Raw genomic sequence first — 17,318 nt, forward strand, 5'->3', positions numbered from 1 at the left:
AGAACAAAAGATTAAGATCAGTTGAAGTCTGAAACAGCAAAAGTGGCGAAAATATGTTCGGTATGTTAAACTAATAAGTGGACATTCTGCCAGAATGGGCCGATAATTTAAGAGAAATTAGACACTTTGAGGGGGAGTTATAAATGATCGAAAGAGAAACTTCCAATACCTTTCATTTGGCTTCTAAATATGAGCCTGCCGGAGATCAGCCAGCCGCTATTGCTGAACTAGTTGACGGTGTCAAAGGTGGAGAAAAAGCTCAAATTTTACTTGGAGCGACCGGAACAGGTAAAACATTTACAATCTCTAATGTGATTCAAGAAGTGAACAAACCAACATTAGTGATTGCACATAATAAAACACTAGCTGGACAATTATACGGGGAATTTAAAGAATTTTTCCCAGATAATGCGGTCGAGTATTTTGTCAGTTACTATGATTATTATCAACCAGAAGCATATGTACCCTCAAGTGATACATATATTGAAAAAGATTCCAGTATTAATGATGAAATTGATAAACTACGCCATTCAGCGACAAGTTCTTTATTGGAACGAAACGATGTCATCGTGGTAGCGTCAGTTTCTTGTATTTTTGGTTTAGGGGATCCGCGGGAATACAGTCAACAAGTTGTTTCATTACGTGTGGGAATGGAAATGGATCGTAATGAGTTACTAAAAAGTTTAGTCGATATTCAATTTGAACGAAATGATATTGATTTTCAACGGGGGCGTTTTCGTGTCCGCGGTGATGTGGTTGAGATATTCCCAGCTTCACGGGATGAGCATGCGCTACGTGTTGAATTTTTCGGAGACGAAATTGATCGAATTCGTGAAGTAGATGCGTTAACTGGTGAAATTGTCGGCGAAACAGAGCATGTCGCTATTTTTCCAGCAACACACTTTGTGACGAACGAAGAACATATGGAACACGCCATTTCGCAGATCCAAGAAGAATTAGAGGCACGTTTGAAAGTGCTTCGCAGTGAAAACAAATTATTGGAAGCCCAACGTTTGGAACAGCGAACCAACTATGATATTGAGATGATGAGAGAGATGGGCTACACGTCAGGGATTGAAAATTACTCTCGACATATGGATGGTCGCCAAGAAGGGGAGCCGCCATATACGCTGTTGGACTTTTTCCCAGATGACTTCTTACTTGTAATCGATGAGTCTCATGTAACAATGCCGCAAATTAGAGGAATGTATAATGGCGACCGAGCACGGAAACAAATGTTAGTGGACTATGGTTTCCGGTTACCAAGTGCACTTGATAACCGACCGCTTCGTTTAGAAGAATTTGAACAACATGTAAACCAAATTGTTTATGTATCGGCAACACCAGGCCCTTATGAAATGGAACAAACAGAGACGGTTGTTCAACAAATCATTCGACCAACAGGTTTACTAGATCCAGAAGTAGAAATCCGCCCAATTATGGGTCAAATTGATGACTTGGTGGGCGAAATTCATGAACGGATCGAAAAAGATCAGCGGGTGTTTGTCACAACCTTAACGAAGAAAATGGCCGAAGATTTAACCGACTATTTCAAAGAATTAGGCTTAAAAGTTAAATATTTGCATAGTGATATAAAAACACTGGAAAGAACGGAGATTATTCGCGATTTACGATTAGGCGAATTTGATATTCTAATAGGTATTAACTTATTACGTGAAGGAATCGATGTGCCAGAAGTTTCCTTAATTGCGATTCTAGATGCGGATAAAGAAGGCTTCTTACGTAGTGAACGCTCGTTAGTGCAAACGATGGGACGGGCTGCCCGGAACGCTGAAGGAAAAGTCATTATGTATGCAGATAAAATCACCGATTCGATGCAACGAGCTATGGATGAAACGGCACGACGTCGGGCAATCCAAGAAGCATATAATGAAGAACATGGTATTGAACCAAAAACAATTATTAAAGAAATTCGTGATTTGATTTCTATTTCCAAAACAGCTGATAAAGATGAAACCGTGGTTCAATTGGATAAATCATATGAAGATTTATCAAGACAAGAAAAAGCTGATTTATTAATGAAACTTGAAAGAGAAATGAAAGATGCGGCCAAAGCATTAGACTTCGAAACTGCAGCCACATTACGAGATACCATTCTTGAATTGAAAGCTGCCAAATAAGTCAACCAACGGATTAAGTAAAAGATACGATGAACCATCGTATCTTTTACTAATCTTTTCTCTATAGAATGACTTGAAATGATTTGACGTAAGAGATTTAGTAAAAGGAGAACATATATGGCAAATGATAAAATTGTGATTCATGGTGCACGCGCCCATAACTTAAAAAATATTGATGTCACGATTCCTCGTGACAAAATGGTTGTTGTAACTGGACTATCTGGTTCTGGCAAAAGTTCATTAGCGTTTGATACGCTTTACGCAGAAGGGCAACGACGTTATGTAGAGAGTCTCTCTGCTTATGCGCGACAATTTTTGGGACAGATGGATAAACCAGATGTTGACAGCATCGATGGTTTAAGTCCAGCTATTTCAATTGATCAAAAGACGACAAGTAAAAACCCACGCTCAACGGTGGGGACGGTCACAGAAATCAATGATTATTTACGATTGTTATTTGCTCGGGTAGGTCATCCAATTTGTCCTAACGATCATATTGAAATTACCAGTCAGTCTGTTGAACAGATGGTTGATAAAGTCTTAGAGCTACCAGAGCGAACAAAAATTCAAATTTTGGCCCCTGTTGTGGTCAAGAAAAAAGGCCAACATAAAAAAGTGTTTGAAATGATCCAACGTGAAGGGTATGTCAGAATGCGGGTGGATGGTGAAACCTATGATGTTAGTGAGGCACCAGAACTTGAAAAAAATAAAAAACATGATATTGCGATTGTGATTGACCGTATCGTTGTGAAAGAAGGCATTCGCTCTCGCTTGTTTGATTCGTTTGAAGCGGCTTTGCGTTTAGCTGAAGGTTACGCAATTGTTGATGTGATTGGTCAAGAAGAGATGTTGTTTAGTGAACATTATGCTTGTCCTTATTGTGGGTTCACAGTCGGTGAATTGGAACCGCGCTTGTTTTCATTTAATGCACCATTTGGCGCTTGTCCCGATTGTGATGGTTTAGGTGTTAAATTAGAAGTGGACAAAGACTTAGTGATTCCAGATCCCACTAAAACCTTGAGAGAAGGAGCCATTGTTCCGTGGAACCCTATTAGTTCCCAATATTATCCACAAATGTTGGAGCAAGCAGCCACCAGTTTTGGGATTGATATGGATACGCCGTTTGAAGAATTACCTGCAGACCAACAAGAAATTATTTTAAATGGTTCTGGCGAGAAAAACTTTCATTTTCATTATGAAAATGACTTTGGTGGTGTTCGTGATGTGGAAGTGCCATTTGAAGGGATTTTAAAAAATATTAAACGACGTTATCATGAAACAAATAGCGATTTTACACGAGATCAAATGCGGTTATACATGACAGAATTGACTTGTCGAAGCTGTCAAGGGTATCGTTTGAATCCGCAAGCTTTAGCTGTAAAAATCAATGGCACGCACATTGGTGAAGTCAGTGAATTAGCAATAAAAAATGCGGTCCAATTTTTTGAAGGTGTGTCTTTATCTGAACAAGAAACAACGATTGCTCGGCCAATTTTAAAAGAAGTCGAAGATCGGTTAACCTTCTTAAAAAATGTCGGGTTAGATTACTTAACCTTAAGTCGAGCTGCTGGTACACTTTCTGGCGGAGAAGCACAAAGAATTCGCTTAGCAACACAAATTGGATCAAACTTATCAGGCGTTCTTTACATTTTAGATGAACCATCAATTGGTTTGCATCAACGAGATAACGACCGCTTGATTGACTCATTGAAAAAAATGCGGGACTTAGGCAATACATTAATTGTGGTGGAACATGATGAAGATACAATGATGGCTTCGGATTACTTGATTGATGTGGGACCTGGCGCTGGACATCTGGGCGGTGAAATTGTAGCCGCTGGTACGCCGGAAGAGGTTGCTAAAAATCCGCATTCATTGACCGGGCAATATCTTTCTGGGAAAAAAGTGATTCCTGTGCCAAAAGAACGTCGCAAAGGTAATGGCAAAGCGATCAAAGCCACTGGTGCCAGTGAAAATAATTTAAAAAATGTCAGTGTTGAATTTCCGCTAGGTGAATTTGTTGCTGTCACAGGTGTTTCAGGTTCAGGGAAAAGTACTTTAGTCAATCAAATTTTGAAAAAAGCACTGGCCCAAAAATTAAATCGTAATTCCAATAAACCTGGGAAACACAAAAGTATCACTGGTTATGAAGCCATTGAAAAGATTGTTGACATTGATCAAAGTCCAATTGGTCGAACGCCAAGAAGTAATCCAGCGACTTATACTAGTGTTTTTGATGACATTCGCGATTTGTTTGCCCAAACAAATGAAGCCAAGGTTCGTGGTTATAAAAAAGGCCGCTTTAGTTTTAACGTCAAAGGTGGCCGTTGTGAAGCTTGTCGCGGGGATGGTATCATCAAAATTGAAATGCACTTTTTACCTGACGTCTATGTGCCTTGCGAAGTTTGTCATGGCAAACGTTATAATTCTGAGACGTTAGAAGTTCATTATAAAGGCAAAAACATTTCTGATATTTTAGATATGACGGTGGAAGATGCCGTAGAATTTTTCAAACATATCCCTAAAATTCATCGTAAATTGCAAACAATTGTGGATGTAGGCTTAGGCTATGTGACATTGGGGCAGCCAGCAACTACTTTATCTGGTGGAGAAGCACAGCGGATGAAGCTAGCGAGTGAACTTCATAAAAATTCTAATGGGAAAAACTTTTATATTCTGGATGAACCAACAACAGGCTTGCATACCGATGATATTGCGCGATTGCTTCTAGTATTAGAGCGTTTAGTGGAAGCGGGCAATACCGTTTTAGTGATTGAACATAACTTAGATGTCATCAAATCTGCGGATCATGTGATTGATCTAGGGCCAGAAGGTGGCGACGGTGGTGGGACGATCGTGGCGACAGGAACACCAGAAGAAGTTGCTAAAGTCAAAGACAGTTACACAGGATATTATTTAAAACGTGTTCTGAAATAAACATTAATGATTAGATAAAGAACCTTGTTTCTATGGGAAACAAGGTTCTTTTATTATAAAATAACAAATATTTTTTAATTAAAATTAAAAATAAATGTTGACTTAATGTGTAATTAAAAGATATACTATGTTTGTTAACGAAATAACAATGAACACGAAGGGAAGTCTTAAATGAAAAACAAAAAAATAACAACAAGTTTATTAACAGCAGGAATGGTCTTAGCTATCGGAATCACACCTTTTATACATAGTAACACAATGGAAGCAGCGACTTTAATTTCACAATCAGACCATGAAAAAGTAATGAGTTTTACCAAGAAAGACTTAAAAGAAGCAACGGGCATTCAATTGGAGCCGGCGACAGTACAAGCCGTTCATCAGGAATTAAAGCAACAAATCACCTGGGAAACATTAGGCTATTCCACAATTGATGCGCAAAATATTGCGACACGTTTTACACAAAATACATATCAGGCTCTGGGGATTTTAACAGATATCGCCAACCATTCAGACCTTCAATTGAAAGTCATTACCATTAATAATCCATATCTAGCAACAGCTAAAATTGGTACCTTTAAGTGGGAAACCGTAACTCCTGAAGTTGGTGGGGACCATGAAACAGCAGACAATGAACTAACCACATCAACACCGACTGTTGCCAGTCTTCAAGAGATTGACGTAGAAATCGAATACGACGAAAATGAAATTGAGTTCACCTATGAAATAAAATCGAACGGAACAATTGAAGCAACGTATGAAGATGAATCTGCTGATTTAGAATTAGAAGGTAAGGCAGCACAAGACAAAATCATGACTCTTTTAGATGGATTGTCAATCAAAACAGCTACAAATGAACAAATTAAAGAACACATTACGAAAAAGTTAGCCGTGAATGAACAAGTAAAACAATTTGAGTTTGAAGCTAATTTTACTGATAAAACAGAAATTGAGTTTGTATTAAAATAACACACAGTTATATAATATAATTCAGCAATTAAAACAGCGTTGACAAAAATGTCAATGCTGTTTTTCTATGAAAGAATAGAAATCTTTATAAGAATGATTGAAAAGCTTTCTTTGATACGCCCGGGGTGTTATAATATAGTGATGCAAGTGAAGGGAGTGTTGAATATGCCAGAAAATTTACAACTGGTTATTATTACAGGAATGAGTGGCGCTGGAAAAACAGTCGCTGTTCAAAGCTTTGAAGACATGGGCTATTTCTGTATCGACAATTTACCACCAAGCTTAATCCCAAAATTTTGGGAATTAATTAAAGAATCTGGAAAAGTTACCAAGATTGCGTTAGTGATCGATTTACGTTCACGGACCTTCTTTAGAGAAATTCAGGATATGTTAGTCGAACTTGAAAATACTAATTTTATTGATACAACGATTTTATTTTTAGATGCCACCGATGAAGAGTTGGTTTCTCGTTATAAAGAGACACGGCGTGCGCATCCAATGGCGATGGATGGTTTAGTGACAGAAGGTATTCGTAAAGAACGTGCAATGCTGGAAGAAATCAAGGCGGATGCTCAGTTGGTTATTGATACCACGGACTTGTCCCCTCGTCAATTGCGGGAACGTTTGAATAAAGAACTAGCAACGAGAGAGACACACGAATTTCGAGTGGAAATGGTGTCCTTCGGCTTTAAATATGGTTTGCCGATTGATGCAGATATCGTTATGGATGTTCGCTTTTTACCTAATCCCCATTATATTGATGAACTACGGCCGTTAACTGGAATGGATCAACCTGTTTATGATTATGTGATGGGCTTCCCAGAAACAGATGAATTTTATACCAAATTTATCGATTTACTGCGAACAGTCTTACCGGGATATAAAAAAGAAGGTAAAAGTAGCGTCACCATTGCAATTGGCTGTACTGGCGGACAACATCGCTCTGTTGCATTGACAGAACGTGTTGGCGCTGAATTAAAAGAGGAAGATTACCATGTAAATATTACCCACCGCGACCGCTTAAAAAGAAAAGAAACGGTTAATCGCTCTTAATGAAAACCTATCGAATTCGTAAACCGAAGATTGTGGTTGTTGGTGGTGGAACAGGCTTGCCAGTAATTTTAAAAAGTTTAAGAAATCAAAGTGTTGATATTACTGCCGTCGTAACGGTCGCTGATGATGGCGGTAGTAGTGGCGAGCTTCGTTCCTCTATTAATAACATGACACCTCCGGGAGATTTAAGAAATGTTTTAGTGGCATTGTCAGATATGCCACAATTATATGAAGATATTTTTCAATATCGTTTTGATAAATCAGATAGTCATTTTGCCAATCATGCAATCGGTAATTTAATCATTGCTGCTGTCTCAGAAATGAGAGGAAGTACGTATGAAGCGATTCAATTGCTTTCAAAAATGATGCATGTTGATGGACGGATTTATCCATCATCAGAACGGCCATTAACGTTACATGCCGTATTTAAAGATGGCTCAGTGGCGGTGGGAGAATCAAAAATTGCACTGGATCGCAAGACGATTGACCATGTGTTTGTAACAAATACACACGGAGAAGAACAGCCAAGAGCTGCGCGCAAAGTCGTCAAAGCAATTGAAGAAGCAGACATGGTCGTGTTAGGACCAGGGAGTCTTTTTACAAGTATTTTACCTAATTTAGTTATTACAGAAATTGGTGAAGCCATCAAACAAACGGCAGCGGAAGTAGTCTATATTTGTAACATCATGACCCAAAAAGGGGAAACGGAACATTTTACGGATGCCGATCATGTTCGTGTCTTAAACGAACATCTACAAGCGCAGTTTGTTGATACAGTGCTGGTTAACACAGAAAAAGTACCAGAAAATTACATGGATCCTGAAATTTATGATGAATATTTAGTTCAAGTAAAGCATGATTTTCAAGGATTACGTGAAGAAGGATGCCGAGTCATTTCGACAGACTTTTTAGAATTAAGAGATGGCGGAGTTTTTCATGATGGGGAAAAAGTTGTTGAAGAACTTTTCCGTATCGTATTTGGAACGAAATATTAATTAATCAAAAGAATCAAGAGAGGAGGAGCTTAGATGTCTTTTGCCTCGGATGTCAAAAAAGAGTTGACTGGTTTAGAAGTCCATCGAGAACACGCGAAAGCAGAATTAGCAGCATTAATTCGGATGAACGGCTCACTTAGCTTAGTTAATCAACAGTTTGTCTTGAATGTACAAACGGAAAATGCTGCAATTGCTCGTCGAATGTATTCATTGCTGAAAGATCATTACCATGCACAAGCAGAATTATTAGTTCGTAAAAAAATGAAACTAAAGAAAAATAATGTTTACATTGTGCGTCTAAAACAAGATACACAAAAAATTCTAGCTGATTTGGATATTATGGATGGGGTCGTTTTTAATGGCAATGTGTCAAATGAAATCATGGGTAACGCGCAAAAAATGCGTTCCTATTTACGCGGGGCCTTTATGGCTTCTGGCTCAGTTAATAATCCGGAAACAAGTCGCTATCATTTAGAAATTTTTTCAATTTATGAAGAACACAATAATGATATTTGTAAGATGTTGAATTACTATGACTTAAACGCTCGAACATTGGGACGCCGAAATGGGTATATTTGTTATTTAAAAGGTGCTGAAAAAATTGCCGACTTTTTAACATTAATTGGTGCCACGAACTCTATGTTGAAATTTGAAGATGTCCGGATTGTCCGTGATATGCGGAATTCAGTAAATCGTTTAGTGAATTGCGAAACAGCGAATTTAAATAAAACCATTGATGCGGCTTCAAAACAAATTGAAAATATTCAATTTATTGAAAGTACAGTAGGGCTGACGTCATTACCGGAGAAACTTCAGGAAATCGCAGAATTACGGTTAGAGTATCCGGAAGTTAGTCTCAAAGAACTAGGGGAAATGATTCCTTCAGGAGCTATTTCTAAGTCAGGTATTAATCATCGTATTCGAAAAATTAATGAATTTGCAGAAAAATTACGAGAAAAAAGTGCGTAACTTTTCTGCTCCAGAAGTGAAGAATAACATTTCCGTTTGAAGTGCTATCCTTCACTTTTTCTTTAAGCGTGTAAAAAAAATTAAAGTGTGCAAAAAGTGTGTAGCGTTAAAATGTAGTGTTGACCTGTGGTTTAAAGAAACGACGTTGGCACGAATGTTGCATGTAATAAAATGCAAGCGATTACTTATTGCTGTTTTTAACTAAAACATTAAAAACTATTGGAGGGGTCAAAATGGTTCAACGATTAATTAGTGCAAATGCATCAGAAATCAAACGGATGTCAAAAGAAGAGCTGTTTCAGAGTATTAAAGCGAGCGAAGGGCGCGTAATTTTATCGGAAAATGTGGTAGTTCATCCATCCGTAGCAGGTGATATCACTTGTGCGGAAATGTCAAAAGCATATGGCGCAGACATGATTTTATTGAATGTTTTCGATGTTAATAAACCGATTGTAGTAGCCGCTTATGAAGGGCAATATACTGCGGAAACATGTGTCCCTAATGATGAGGTTGTTCATCGTTTGAAAGAACTAGTCGGTTTACCGATTGGCATGAATGTCGAACCTGTTGATGAAAATTTAAACTTAGCTTCAACGAGAGTTTCGATCGAACCAGGTAGAAAAGCATCAGCAGCTACTTTCAAAAAAGCCAATGAACTGGGTTTGGATTTTATCTTATTGACAGGTAATCCAGGAACTGGCGTGACCAACGACTTGATTGCTAAGAACGTGGCCTTAGCCAAAAAACATTTTGACGGCATCATTATTGCCGGAAAAATGCACAGTTCAGGCGTAGATGAACCAGTGGTCAGTTTAAAATCAGCTGAACAATTTATTGAAGCGGGTGCTGATATTGTCTTAGTCCCAGCAGTCGGCACGGTTTGGGGCATCGATGATCAACAAGTCAAAGAAGTTGTGGATTTTGCACATTCAAAAGGAAAATTAGTTATGAGTGCCATTGGAACTTCACAAGAAAGTGCTCAACCTGAAGTTATCCAAGCAATCGGCATTAGAAATAAAATTTTAGGCGTAGATATTCAACATATTGGCGATGCCAATATGGGCTTAGTTGGTATTGAAAATATTAAAGAGCTTTCTGATGCGATACGTGGGAAAAGACATACTGTTGCTAGAATGGCTCGTTCGATTAATCGTTAAAAAAGTGAACAGAGGCACGAATTCAGAAAATTTGAATTCGTGTCTTATGATTTTTTTATTGAAAAACGGTATACTAAAAGAGAAATAAAGGTTTGAAAGGATGAGGTTTTTATGGATATTTCAGTAATTGATGCAACAAAAGTTAACACAGAAACAGGGCTTCACATTGGTGAGAGCAATGCCCCTGTCAAAATGATAGAATTTATCAATGTTCGCTGTCCTTATTGCAGAAAATGGTTTGAAGAGTCTGAGGAACTGTTAGCACAATCTGTCAAAAGTGGTAAAGTTGAACGTATCATTAAGTTGTTTGATAAAGAAAAAGAAAGTTTACAACGCGGCAATGTGATGCATCACTACATTGACTATTCAGCGCCTGAACAAGCGCTGTCAGCATTGCATAAAATGTTTGCTACGCAAGATGAATGGGGAAACTTAACCTTAGAAGAAGTAGCGACGTATGCTGAAAAAAATCTGGGCTTAAAAGAACAAAAAGATGCAACGCTTGTTTCCGCAGTGATTGCTGAAGCCAATGCGGCGCACATTCAATTTGTACCAACGATCATCATTGGTGAGCATATCTTTGACGAAAGTGTCACTGAAGAAGAATTACGTGGATACATTGAAAAATAAAAAAAATGGAAACAGCGACTGTCGCTGTTTCCATTTTTTTATTTTTAATTTAAGGCGCTACTATTTTCCATTACTTCATCGATTAAACCATATTCTTTTGCTTGTTCGGCAGTCATATAGTTATCACGATCGGTATCACGTTCAATCACTTCAATTGGTTGGCCAGTTCGTTCAGCTAAAATTGAATTTAAACGTTGACGAGTGTCTAAAATGTGACGAGCAGCAATTTCAATTTCTGTTGCTTGCCCTTGAGCGCCACCAAGTGGTTGGTGAATCATGATTTCCGCATTTGGTAAAGCGAAACGTTTGCCTTTTTGACCAGCTGTTAATAAGAAGCTACCCATAGAAGCTGCCATTCCTAATACGATAGTTTGGACATCCGCTTTAACGAAATTCATGGTATCGAAAATCGCTAAGCCTGCAGAAACGCTGCCACCAGGAGAGTTAATGTACAAGTAAATGTCTTTTTCTGAATCTTGGGCATCTAAGAATAATAACTGTGCAATCACTGAGTTTGCCACATTATCATCGATAGGGCCGCTTAGCATAATGATGCGGTCTTTTAATAAACGAGAGTAAATGTCATAAGCACGTTCACCGCGAGATGATTGTTCAATAACTGTTGGAATTAAATTCATAAGTAAATCCTCCTATATAAAGAAACTTTTAAAGTCATTCTATCACAAAGCACTTTGAATGCCTATGAAAAGTATACCTCTTTGGTCAATAAAGGTCAACGAAGTCGCTTGAAAAATTTTGTGTCATTTTTTATCCGAAACTTTTGGATTATGTTATACTAAAATGGAAAATTAGAAAAGAGCGAGGGGAAAAATATGTTTGTTTTTATCGCCGGAATGGTCGGTGTAATCGTCGGTGCGCTAATAGTCACAGCAAGTGCCGCCTTACATTCATCTTACAAAGAGCGAAAAGAAGTACGTTATCGTGAACTAGAACATTTGGTTAAAGAAATTGAATCATTGAATTTATTAAATAAAAAAGTCAAAGAAATTTTACAAAAGCGTGAATTATATATAGACAGATCAATTGAATACTTATCGATGGATGATTGTTTCATCAGCATCGATGATTTTATTTATTTGGAATCATTTTCTGCTCAAAATAATTTTTACTTACCGACGTACTTAATTGAAGAATTTTTCAAAAAAATTGCGCATCGTAAAGTCATTTTGACGGCCAGCGAAGTTGCTGAAATGGGTGGTCACACCTATAAAGGCGGCCGTGTTATTTTGGAAAATTTTTCAGACGAGATTTTAGCAATTATTGAAGATAAAAAACGTAAAATGCAGCGTTTGTCTAACGAACCACTTCATTATTTTAAAGCGATTAAATAAAAAAGAACCAGCGTACCCGCTAATTTTTTTGGGTATCTGGTTCTTTTTCTTGTTGTTCCATATCGGTCATAGTGTCTTCAATTTCTTTATGTAAGAAATAAGAAATAACTGTACGGATGATCACCAAGGTTGCCAATTTCAAAATATCTTGAAAAGTTGGTTTGACAATGGATTCAATAATATCAGCAGCAATTAAAATTTCTAAACTTAACAGAATGTAGCTACCAAGGAAGTTTTTGATGAACGTATTCATTTTGGTTAAGGTAAAGCGGCTTTGATTTTGTCGTTCACTTTTAATGAAATCTTTTCCTGCTAAACAAACACCCCAAACTAAAACAATAATCGAAAAAACATTCAGTCCTAAAATACATAGCTCAAAAAGTGGGGTTAAAAGCGTCATTAACTGATGGGGCCACTCATTCATCGTATTCACTCCTACCAAAAAGCCTTTTCTTTAACTATAACGAAACGGCTGACTAACGTCAAATATTGTTGAAATAAACAGGCTAAATTATTCAGCTTATAGAACAAAACTAAGAAATTTATGAATAGCATCTAACAATTAAGTAAAAGGACTGTAAAGGTTCTTTTACTTTTTTTGTGTAAAAAAAGAGTCTTAAAAGGAATCAAGTAGCAAAAAGTAAGTAAAAACCAACTTTGTCAGTGGATAGTCTTTTCATTAATTTTTAAAAGACAAATTTTACGTTTTCAAGAGCCGAATACTGCCAAGTTTTAGCCTTTAAAGGTGATAGAATCAGAAATTGAGTAAGAGATGTGTCACAAAAATAAGGAGACACATCGACTTGATGAAAGATTTAAGGAGCTGTAGTTGAAGTAAAGAGAAGCAAGTGTCCCAAACACTAGCGAAAGAAAATAGGGAGGATTAAAATGTTTAAGAAAGCAACGAAATTATTATCGACAATGGTGATTGTCGCTGGAACAGTTGTGGGAAATTTCAGTCCCACATTGGCTTTAGCCGAAGGAGTGGTTAAAGCAGGAGATACAGAAGGAATGACCAATACGGTGAAAGTGAAAGACGACAGTTTGGCTGACTGTAAACGGATATTGGAAGGACAAGCTGCTTTCCCAGTTCAAGCGGGTGAAACGGAACCGGTTGATTTAGTGGTTGTTGAAGATGCCAGTGGTAGTTTTTCAGATAATTTTCCACATGTAAGGCAAGCGATTGATGAAGTGGTTCAAGGATTATCTGATCAAGACCGTGTGATGCTGGCTTCGTATCGTGGCGGAAAACAATTTATATTTCCTGATGGAAAAGTAAAAATTAATTCAGCTGATTATGATATGAATGTGCGTGTTGATACTCAATTAACCCATGATAAAAGCCAATTTGTCTCTGGATTTGGAGATGTTCGGACGTATGGTGGTACACCAACTGCCTCAGGATTGAAACTTGCTTTAGATACGTACAATCAAACACACGGAGATTTAACGAATCGAAAAACATATTTCTTATTAGTGACAGATGGGGTCGCTAATACACGTTTAGATGGTTACTTGCATAAAACCAACACCAATGATTCAATCAATGAATATCCAGATCCAAGACATCCTTTTCAAGTTTCGGTTGAGTATAGTAATGACTATCAAGGTGCAGCAGCAGAAGTTTTAGCGTTAAACCAAGAAATTACTAACCAAGGCTATGAAATGATTAATGCGTATTGGGAAAGTGTTGAATCTTTAAGTTCAGTGAATTCATACTTTGATAAATATAAAACAGAAGTGGGTCCTTTTGTAAAACAAGAGTTGCAACAAGGGTCTAGCACACCAGAAGATTTTATTACAAGCCAATCTATTGATGATTTTACAACCCAATTAAAACAAATTGTCAAAGATCGTCTGGCGCAATCGACACCAGCAACAGCTTCATTAACGATTGCCAATCAATTTGATATTCAATCGGCGACCGCTACGGACGATGCTGGAAATGATGTGCCTGTTCAAATTAACGGACAAACCATTTCAGCAACTAGTACAGAAGGTTACGTAGGAAACATCACGATTCACTACGAAGTCAAAGAAAATACAGCGATCGATGCAGCAACCCTTGTAAGTAGTGGGACAATGAATCAAGGAACAATTGCTAAGGAATTTCCAGAAGCGACGATTCCTAAAAATGACAATGCGCATGCGTGTGACGTGACGCCAGAAGATCCAACGATTACAAAAGATATCGAAAATCAAGAGCACTTAGATTTAACCAATCGTGAAGATAGTTTCGATTGGCATGTCAAAACAGCCTTTGGTAACGAAACAAGCACTTGGACCCAAGCCAGTTTAGTAGATGATATTAACCAATTATTAGACATTATAGATGTAAAAGTCACAGATGAAAATGGTAAAGATGTTACAGCCAATGGCACAGTAACACAAGAAAATAACAAAGTAACTTTTGAAATGAACAAACAAGCAGACAGCTATGACTATTTAAGCGGTCATACGTACACAATGACTATTACCACTAAAATTAAAACTGACGCAACGGACGAAGAATTAGCACCTTATATTGAACAAGGCGGGATTCCCAACCAAGCTGACTTAAACTTTGGCAACGAAGGTGACGTGTTGCATTCCAACAAACCAACCGTAACACCGCCTGCACCAACGCCAGAAGATCCAACGATTACAAAAGATATCGAAGGTCAAGATCACTTAGATTTAACCAACCGTGACCAAGAATTTAAATGGAACGTCAAAACAGCTTTCGGTAACGAAACAAGCACGTGGACCCAAGCTAGCATGGTGGACGACATTAATAAAGTGTTAGACATTACAGATGTAAAAGTCACAGATGAAAATGGCAAAGATGTTACAGCTAACGGCACAGTAACACAAGAAAATAACAAAGTAACTTTTGAAATGAACAAACAAGCAGACAGCTATGACTATTTAAGCGGTCATACATACACAATGACTATTACCACTAAAATTAAAACTGACGCAACGGACGAAGAATTAGCGCCTTATATCCAACAAGGCGGGATTCCCAACCAAGCTGACTTGAACTTTGGCAATGAAGGTGACGTGTTACATTCCAACAAGCCAACCGTAACACCGCCTGCACCAACGCCAGAAGATCCAACGATTACAAAAGATATCGAAGGTCAAGATCACTTAGATTTAACCAACCGTGACCAAGAATTTAAATGGAACGTCAAAACAGCTTTCGGTAACGAAACAAGCACGTGGACCCAAGCTAGCATGGTGGACGACATTAATAAAGTGTTAGACATTACAGATGTAAAAGTCACAGATGAAAATGGCAAAGATGTTACAGTTAACGGCACAGTAACACAAGAAAATAACAAAGTAACTTTTGAAATGAACAAACAAGCAGACAGCTATGACTATTTAAGCGGTCATACATACACAATGACTATTACCACTAAAATTAAAACTGACGCAACGGACGAAGAATTAGCGCCTTATATCCAACAAGGCGGGATTCCCAACCAAGCTGACTTGAACTTTGGCAATGAAGGTGACGTGTTACATTCCAACAAGCCAACCGTAACACCGCCTGCACCAACGCCAGAAGATCCAACGATTACAAAAGATATCGAAGGTCAAGATCACTTAGATTTAACCAACCGCGATCAAGAATTTAAATGGAACGTCAAAACAGCTTTCGGTAACGAAACCAGTACTTGGACCCAAGCCAGCATGGTGGACGACATTAATAAAGTGCTAGATATCACTGATGTAAAAATCACAGATGAAAATGGTAAAGATGTTACAGCTAACGGCACAGTAACACAAGAAAATAACAAAGTAACTTTTGAAATGAACAAACAAGCAGACAGCTACTCATACTTAGCTGGACATACGTACACAATGACTATTACCACTAAAATTAAAGACGGCGCAACCGATGAAGAATTAGCACCTTATATTGAACAAGGCGGCATTCCCAACCAAGCGGACTTAAACTTTGGCAACGAAGGTGACGTGTTGCATTCCAACAAACCAACTGTAACACCGCCTGCACCAACGCCAGAAGATCCAACGATTACAAAAGATATCGAAGGTCAAGATCACTTAGATTTAACCAACCGTGACCAAGAATTTAAATGGAACGTCAAAACAGCTTTCGGTAACGAAACAAGCACATGGACCCAAGCCAGCATGGTGGATGACATTAATAAAGTGTTAGACATCACAGACGTGAAAGTTACTGATGAAAATGGCAAAGATGTTACAGATAATGGCATAGTAACACAAGAAAATAACAAAGTAACTTTTACTATGAACAAAAAAGATGACAGCTACTCTTACTTAGCTGGTCATACATACACAATGACTATTACCACTAAAATTAAAACTGACGCAACGGATGAAGAATTAGCGCCTTATATTGAACAAGGCGGGATTCCCAACCAAGCCGACTTAAACTTTGGCAACGAAGGTGACGTGTTGCATTCCAACAAGCCAACCGTAACACCGCCTGCACCAACGCCAGAAGACCCAAAAAAACCTGAACCTAAACAACCGCTAAAACCGAAAAAACCGTTGACGCCTACAAATCATCAAGCACCAACGAACCCAGTCAATTTTGGAAAATCAGCAAGTAAAGGAATTCATTTACCAATGACTAATACAACAGTAAATCCACTTTACATGATCGCAGGTTTAATTGTCCTTATAGTGGCTATTAGCTTTGGCATAACAAAAAATAAAAAAAGAAAAAATTAGACAAACTAAAAAGGAAGAAAAAACATGAATAAAAAAATTTCGTTCAGTCTGTTAATTTTGTTACTTAGTTTGTTGGTAGGTTTTACATTTATTCCGCATAAAAAGGAATTAAGTTTCAATGAGTATCAAGAAAAAAAACACTCTGGCGAAACATTTTATGTTGTTTTAAAAAAGAAAAACTGTTCAGATTGTCAGGATTTCGAGAAACTATTACAAGCACCTAAACAGGTTTATTATGTAGAATTAACCAACAAAGAGACCATGAAGGAATGGTCAACATTTATCCGAGAAAATAAAGTTTTACATGTGCCATCTATGTTTAAAATAGATAACGGCCATCTCAAGAAAATTGATGGAGAAGGAGATGCGAATCAATTATTCGCAAACTATCAAAAAATAACGAAGTAA

General features: G+C 37.7%; 13 protein-coding genes. 11 read left to right on the forward strand and 2 right to left on the reverse strand.

Annotation, left to right across the window (positions count from 1 at the left end):
* Positions 1-143: 143 nt before the first annotated feature.
* From uvrB to IGK27_RS02550, 8 genes are all read left to right on the forward strand, one after another.
* A complete protein-coding gene (uvrB, locus tag IGK27_RS02515) occupies positions 144-2,141 on the forward strand; it encodes an excinuclease ABC subunit UvrB (RefSeq protein WP_002355618.1) in 1,998 nt (665 codons plus the stop codon).
* 117 nt (positions 2,142-2,258) lie between these two features.
* Positions 2,259-5,078, forward strand: coding sequence for an excinuclease ABC subunit UvrA (gene uvrA / locus IGK27_RS02520; RefSeq protein ID WP_430596427.1), 2,820 nt, complete (start codon positions 2,259-2,261; stop codon positions 5,076-5,078).
* 171 nt (positions 5,079-5,249) lie between these two features.
* Positions 5,250-6,044 carry a YusW family protein gene (locus tag IGK27_RS02525; RefSeq protein WP_033626628.1) on the forward strand — a complete coding sequence of 265 codons (795 nt, stop codon included), beginning with the start codon at positions 5,250-5,252 and terminating at the stop codon, positions 6,042-6,044.
* A 165-nt stretch (positions 6,045-6,209) separates the two neighbouring features.
* Positions 6,210-7,097, forward strand: a complete 888-nt coding sequence (gene rapZ, locus IGK27_RS02530) for an RNase adapter RapZ (RefSeq protein WP_002355625.1) — start codon at positions 6,210-6,212, stop codon at positions 7,095-7,097.
* Positions 7,097-8,092 carry a gluconeogenesis factor YvcK family protein gene (locus IGK27_RS02535; RefSeq protein WP_002355627.1) on the forward strand — a complete coding sequence of 332 codons (996 nt, stop codon included), beginning with the start codon at positions 7,097-7,099 and terminating at the stop codon, positions 8,090-8,092. The genes rapZ and IGK27_RS02535 overlap by 1 nt, the downstream gene beginning before the upstream one ends.
* 33 nt (positions 8,093-8,125) lie before the next feature.
* On the forward strand, positions 8,126-9,061 hold the full coding sequence (gene whiA / locus IGK27_RS02540; RefSeq protein WP_002358736.1) for a DNA-binding protein WhiA: 936 nt from the start codon (positions 8,126-8,128) through the stop codon (positions 9,059-9,061).
* Between the two features lie 233 nt (positions 9,062-9,294).
* Positions 9,295-10,218 (forward strand): PEP phosphonomutase, encoded by a 924-nt coding sequence (locus IGK27_RS02545; protein WP_002361282.1) that lies wholly within the window; start codon positions 9,295-9,297, stop codon positions 10,216-10,218.
* 111 nt (positions 10,219-10,329) lie between these two features.
* Positions 10,330-10,848 (forward strand): DsbA family protein, encoded by a 519-nt coding sequence (locus IGK27_RS02550; protein ID WP_002361283.1) that lies wholly within the window; start codon positions 10,330-10,332, stop codon positions 10,846-10,848.
* 44 nt (positions 10,849-10,892) lie between these two features.
* On the opposite strand, the gene clpP is transcribed toward IGK27_RS02550, so the two are convergent.
* Positions 10,893-11,486, reverse strand: coding sequence for an ATP-dependent Clp endopeptidase proteolytic subunit ClpP (gene clpP / locus IGK27_RS02555; protein WP_002355633.1), 594 nt, complete (start codon positions 11,484-11,486; stop codon positions 10,893-10,895).
* 195 nt (positions 11,487-11,681) lie between these two features.
* On the opposite strand from clpP, the gene IGK27_RS02560 reads away from it, so the two are divergent.
* Positions 11,682-12,200: a hypothetical protein gene (locus IGK27_RS02560; protein WP_002355635.1), complete on the forward strand. Its 519-nt coding sequence runs from the start codon at positions 11,682-11,684 to the stop codon at positions 12,198-12,200.
* A gap of 19 nt (positions 12,201-12,219) precedes the next feature.
* Here the strand turns inward: IGK27_RS02560 and IGK27_RS02565 are convergent, their stop codons facing one another.
* Entirely contained in the window at positions 12,220-12,624 is a 405-nt protein-coding gene (locus IGK27_RS02565; protein WP_002386155.1) for a DUF1622 domain-containing protein, read from the reverse strand.
* Between the two features lie 464 nt (positions 12,625-13,088).
* On the opposite strand from IGK27_RS02565, the gene IGK27_RS02570 reads away from it, so the two are divergent.
* Positions 13,089-16,910 (forward strand): isopeptide-forming domain-containing fimbrial protein, encoded by a 3,822-nt coding sequence (locus IGK27_RS02570; protein ID WP_131501857.1) that lies wholly within the window; start codon positions 13,089-13,091, stop codon positions 16,908-16,910.
* 24 nt (positions 16,911-16,934) lie between these two features.
* Positions 16,935-17,318 carry a bacteriocin gene (locus IGK27_RS02575; RefSeq protein ID WP_002358745.1) on the forward strand — a complete coding sequence of 128 codons (384 nt, stop codon included), beginning with the start codon at positions 16,935-16,937 and terminating at the stop codon, positions 17,316-17,318.

Origin of the sequence: Enterococcus sp. DIV0236, assembly GCF_050558525.1 — a bacterium.
Classification (GTDB): domain Bacteria; phylum Bacillota; class Bacilli; order Lactobacillales; family Enterococcaceae; genus Enterococcus; species Enterococcus faecalis.

Bases quoted from the DNA above. Each gene is read 5' to 3' on its own strand.
- IGK27_RS02565 (WP_002386155.1), bottom strand. From the start codon at position 12,624: ATGAATGAGTGGCCCCATCAGTTAATGACGCTTTTAACCCCACTTTTT.
- IGK27_RS02525 (WP_033626628.1), top strand. From the start codon at position 5,250: ATGAAAAACAAAAAAATAACAACAAGTTTATTAACAGCAGGAATGGTC.
- whiA (WP_002358736.1), top strand. From the start codon at position 8,126: ATGTCTTTTGCCTCGGATGTCAAAAAAGAGTTGACTGGTTTAGAAGTC.
- IGK27_RS02535 (WP_002355627.1), top strand. From the start codon at position 7,097: ATGAAAACCTATCGAATTCGTAAACCGAAGATTGTGGTTGTTGGTGGT.
- uvrB (WP_002355618.1), top strand. From the start codon at position 144: ATGATCGAAAGAGAAACTTCCAATACCTTTCATTTGGCTTCTAAATAT.
- IGK27_RS02570 (WP_131501857.1), top strand. From the start codon at position 13,089: ATGTTTAAGAAAGCAACGAAATTATTATCGACAATGGTGATTGTCGCT.
- IGK27_RS02560 (WP_002355635.1), top strand. From the start codon at position 11,682: ATGTTTGTTTTTATCGCCGGAATGGTCGGTGTAATCGTCGGTGCGCTA.
- uvrA (WP_430596427.1), top strand. From the start codon at position 2,259: ATGGCAAATGATAAAATTGTGATTCATGGTGCACGCGCCCATAACTTA.
- clpP (WP_002355633.1), bottom strand. From the start codon at position 11,486: ATGAATTTAATTCCAACAGTTATTGAACAATCATCTCGCGGTGAACGT.
- IGK27_RS02545 (WP_002361282.1), top strand. From the start codon at position 9,295: ATGGTTCAACGATTAATTAGTGCAAATGCATCAGAAATCAAACGGATG.
- IGK27_RS02575 (WP_002358745.1), top strand. From the start codon at position 16,935: ATGAATAAAAAAATTTCGTTCAGTCTGTTAATTTTGTTACTTAGTTTG.
- IGK27_RS02550 (WP_002361283.1), top strand. From the start codon at position 10,330: ATGGATATTTCAGTAATTGATGCAACAAAAGTTAACACAGAAACAGGG.
- rapZ (WP_002355625.1), top strand. From the start codon at position 6,210: ATGCCAGAAAATTTACAACTGGTTATTATTACAGGAATGAGTGGCGCT.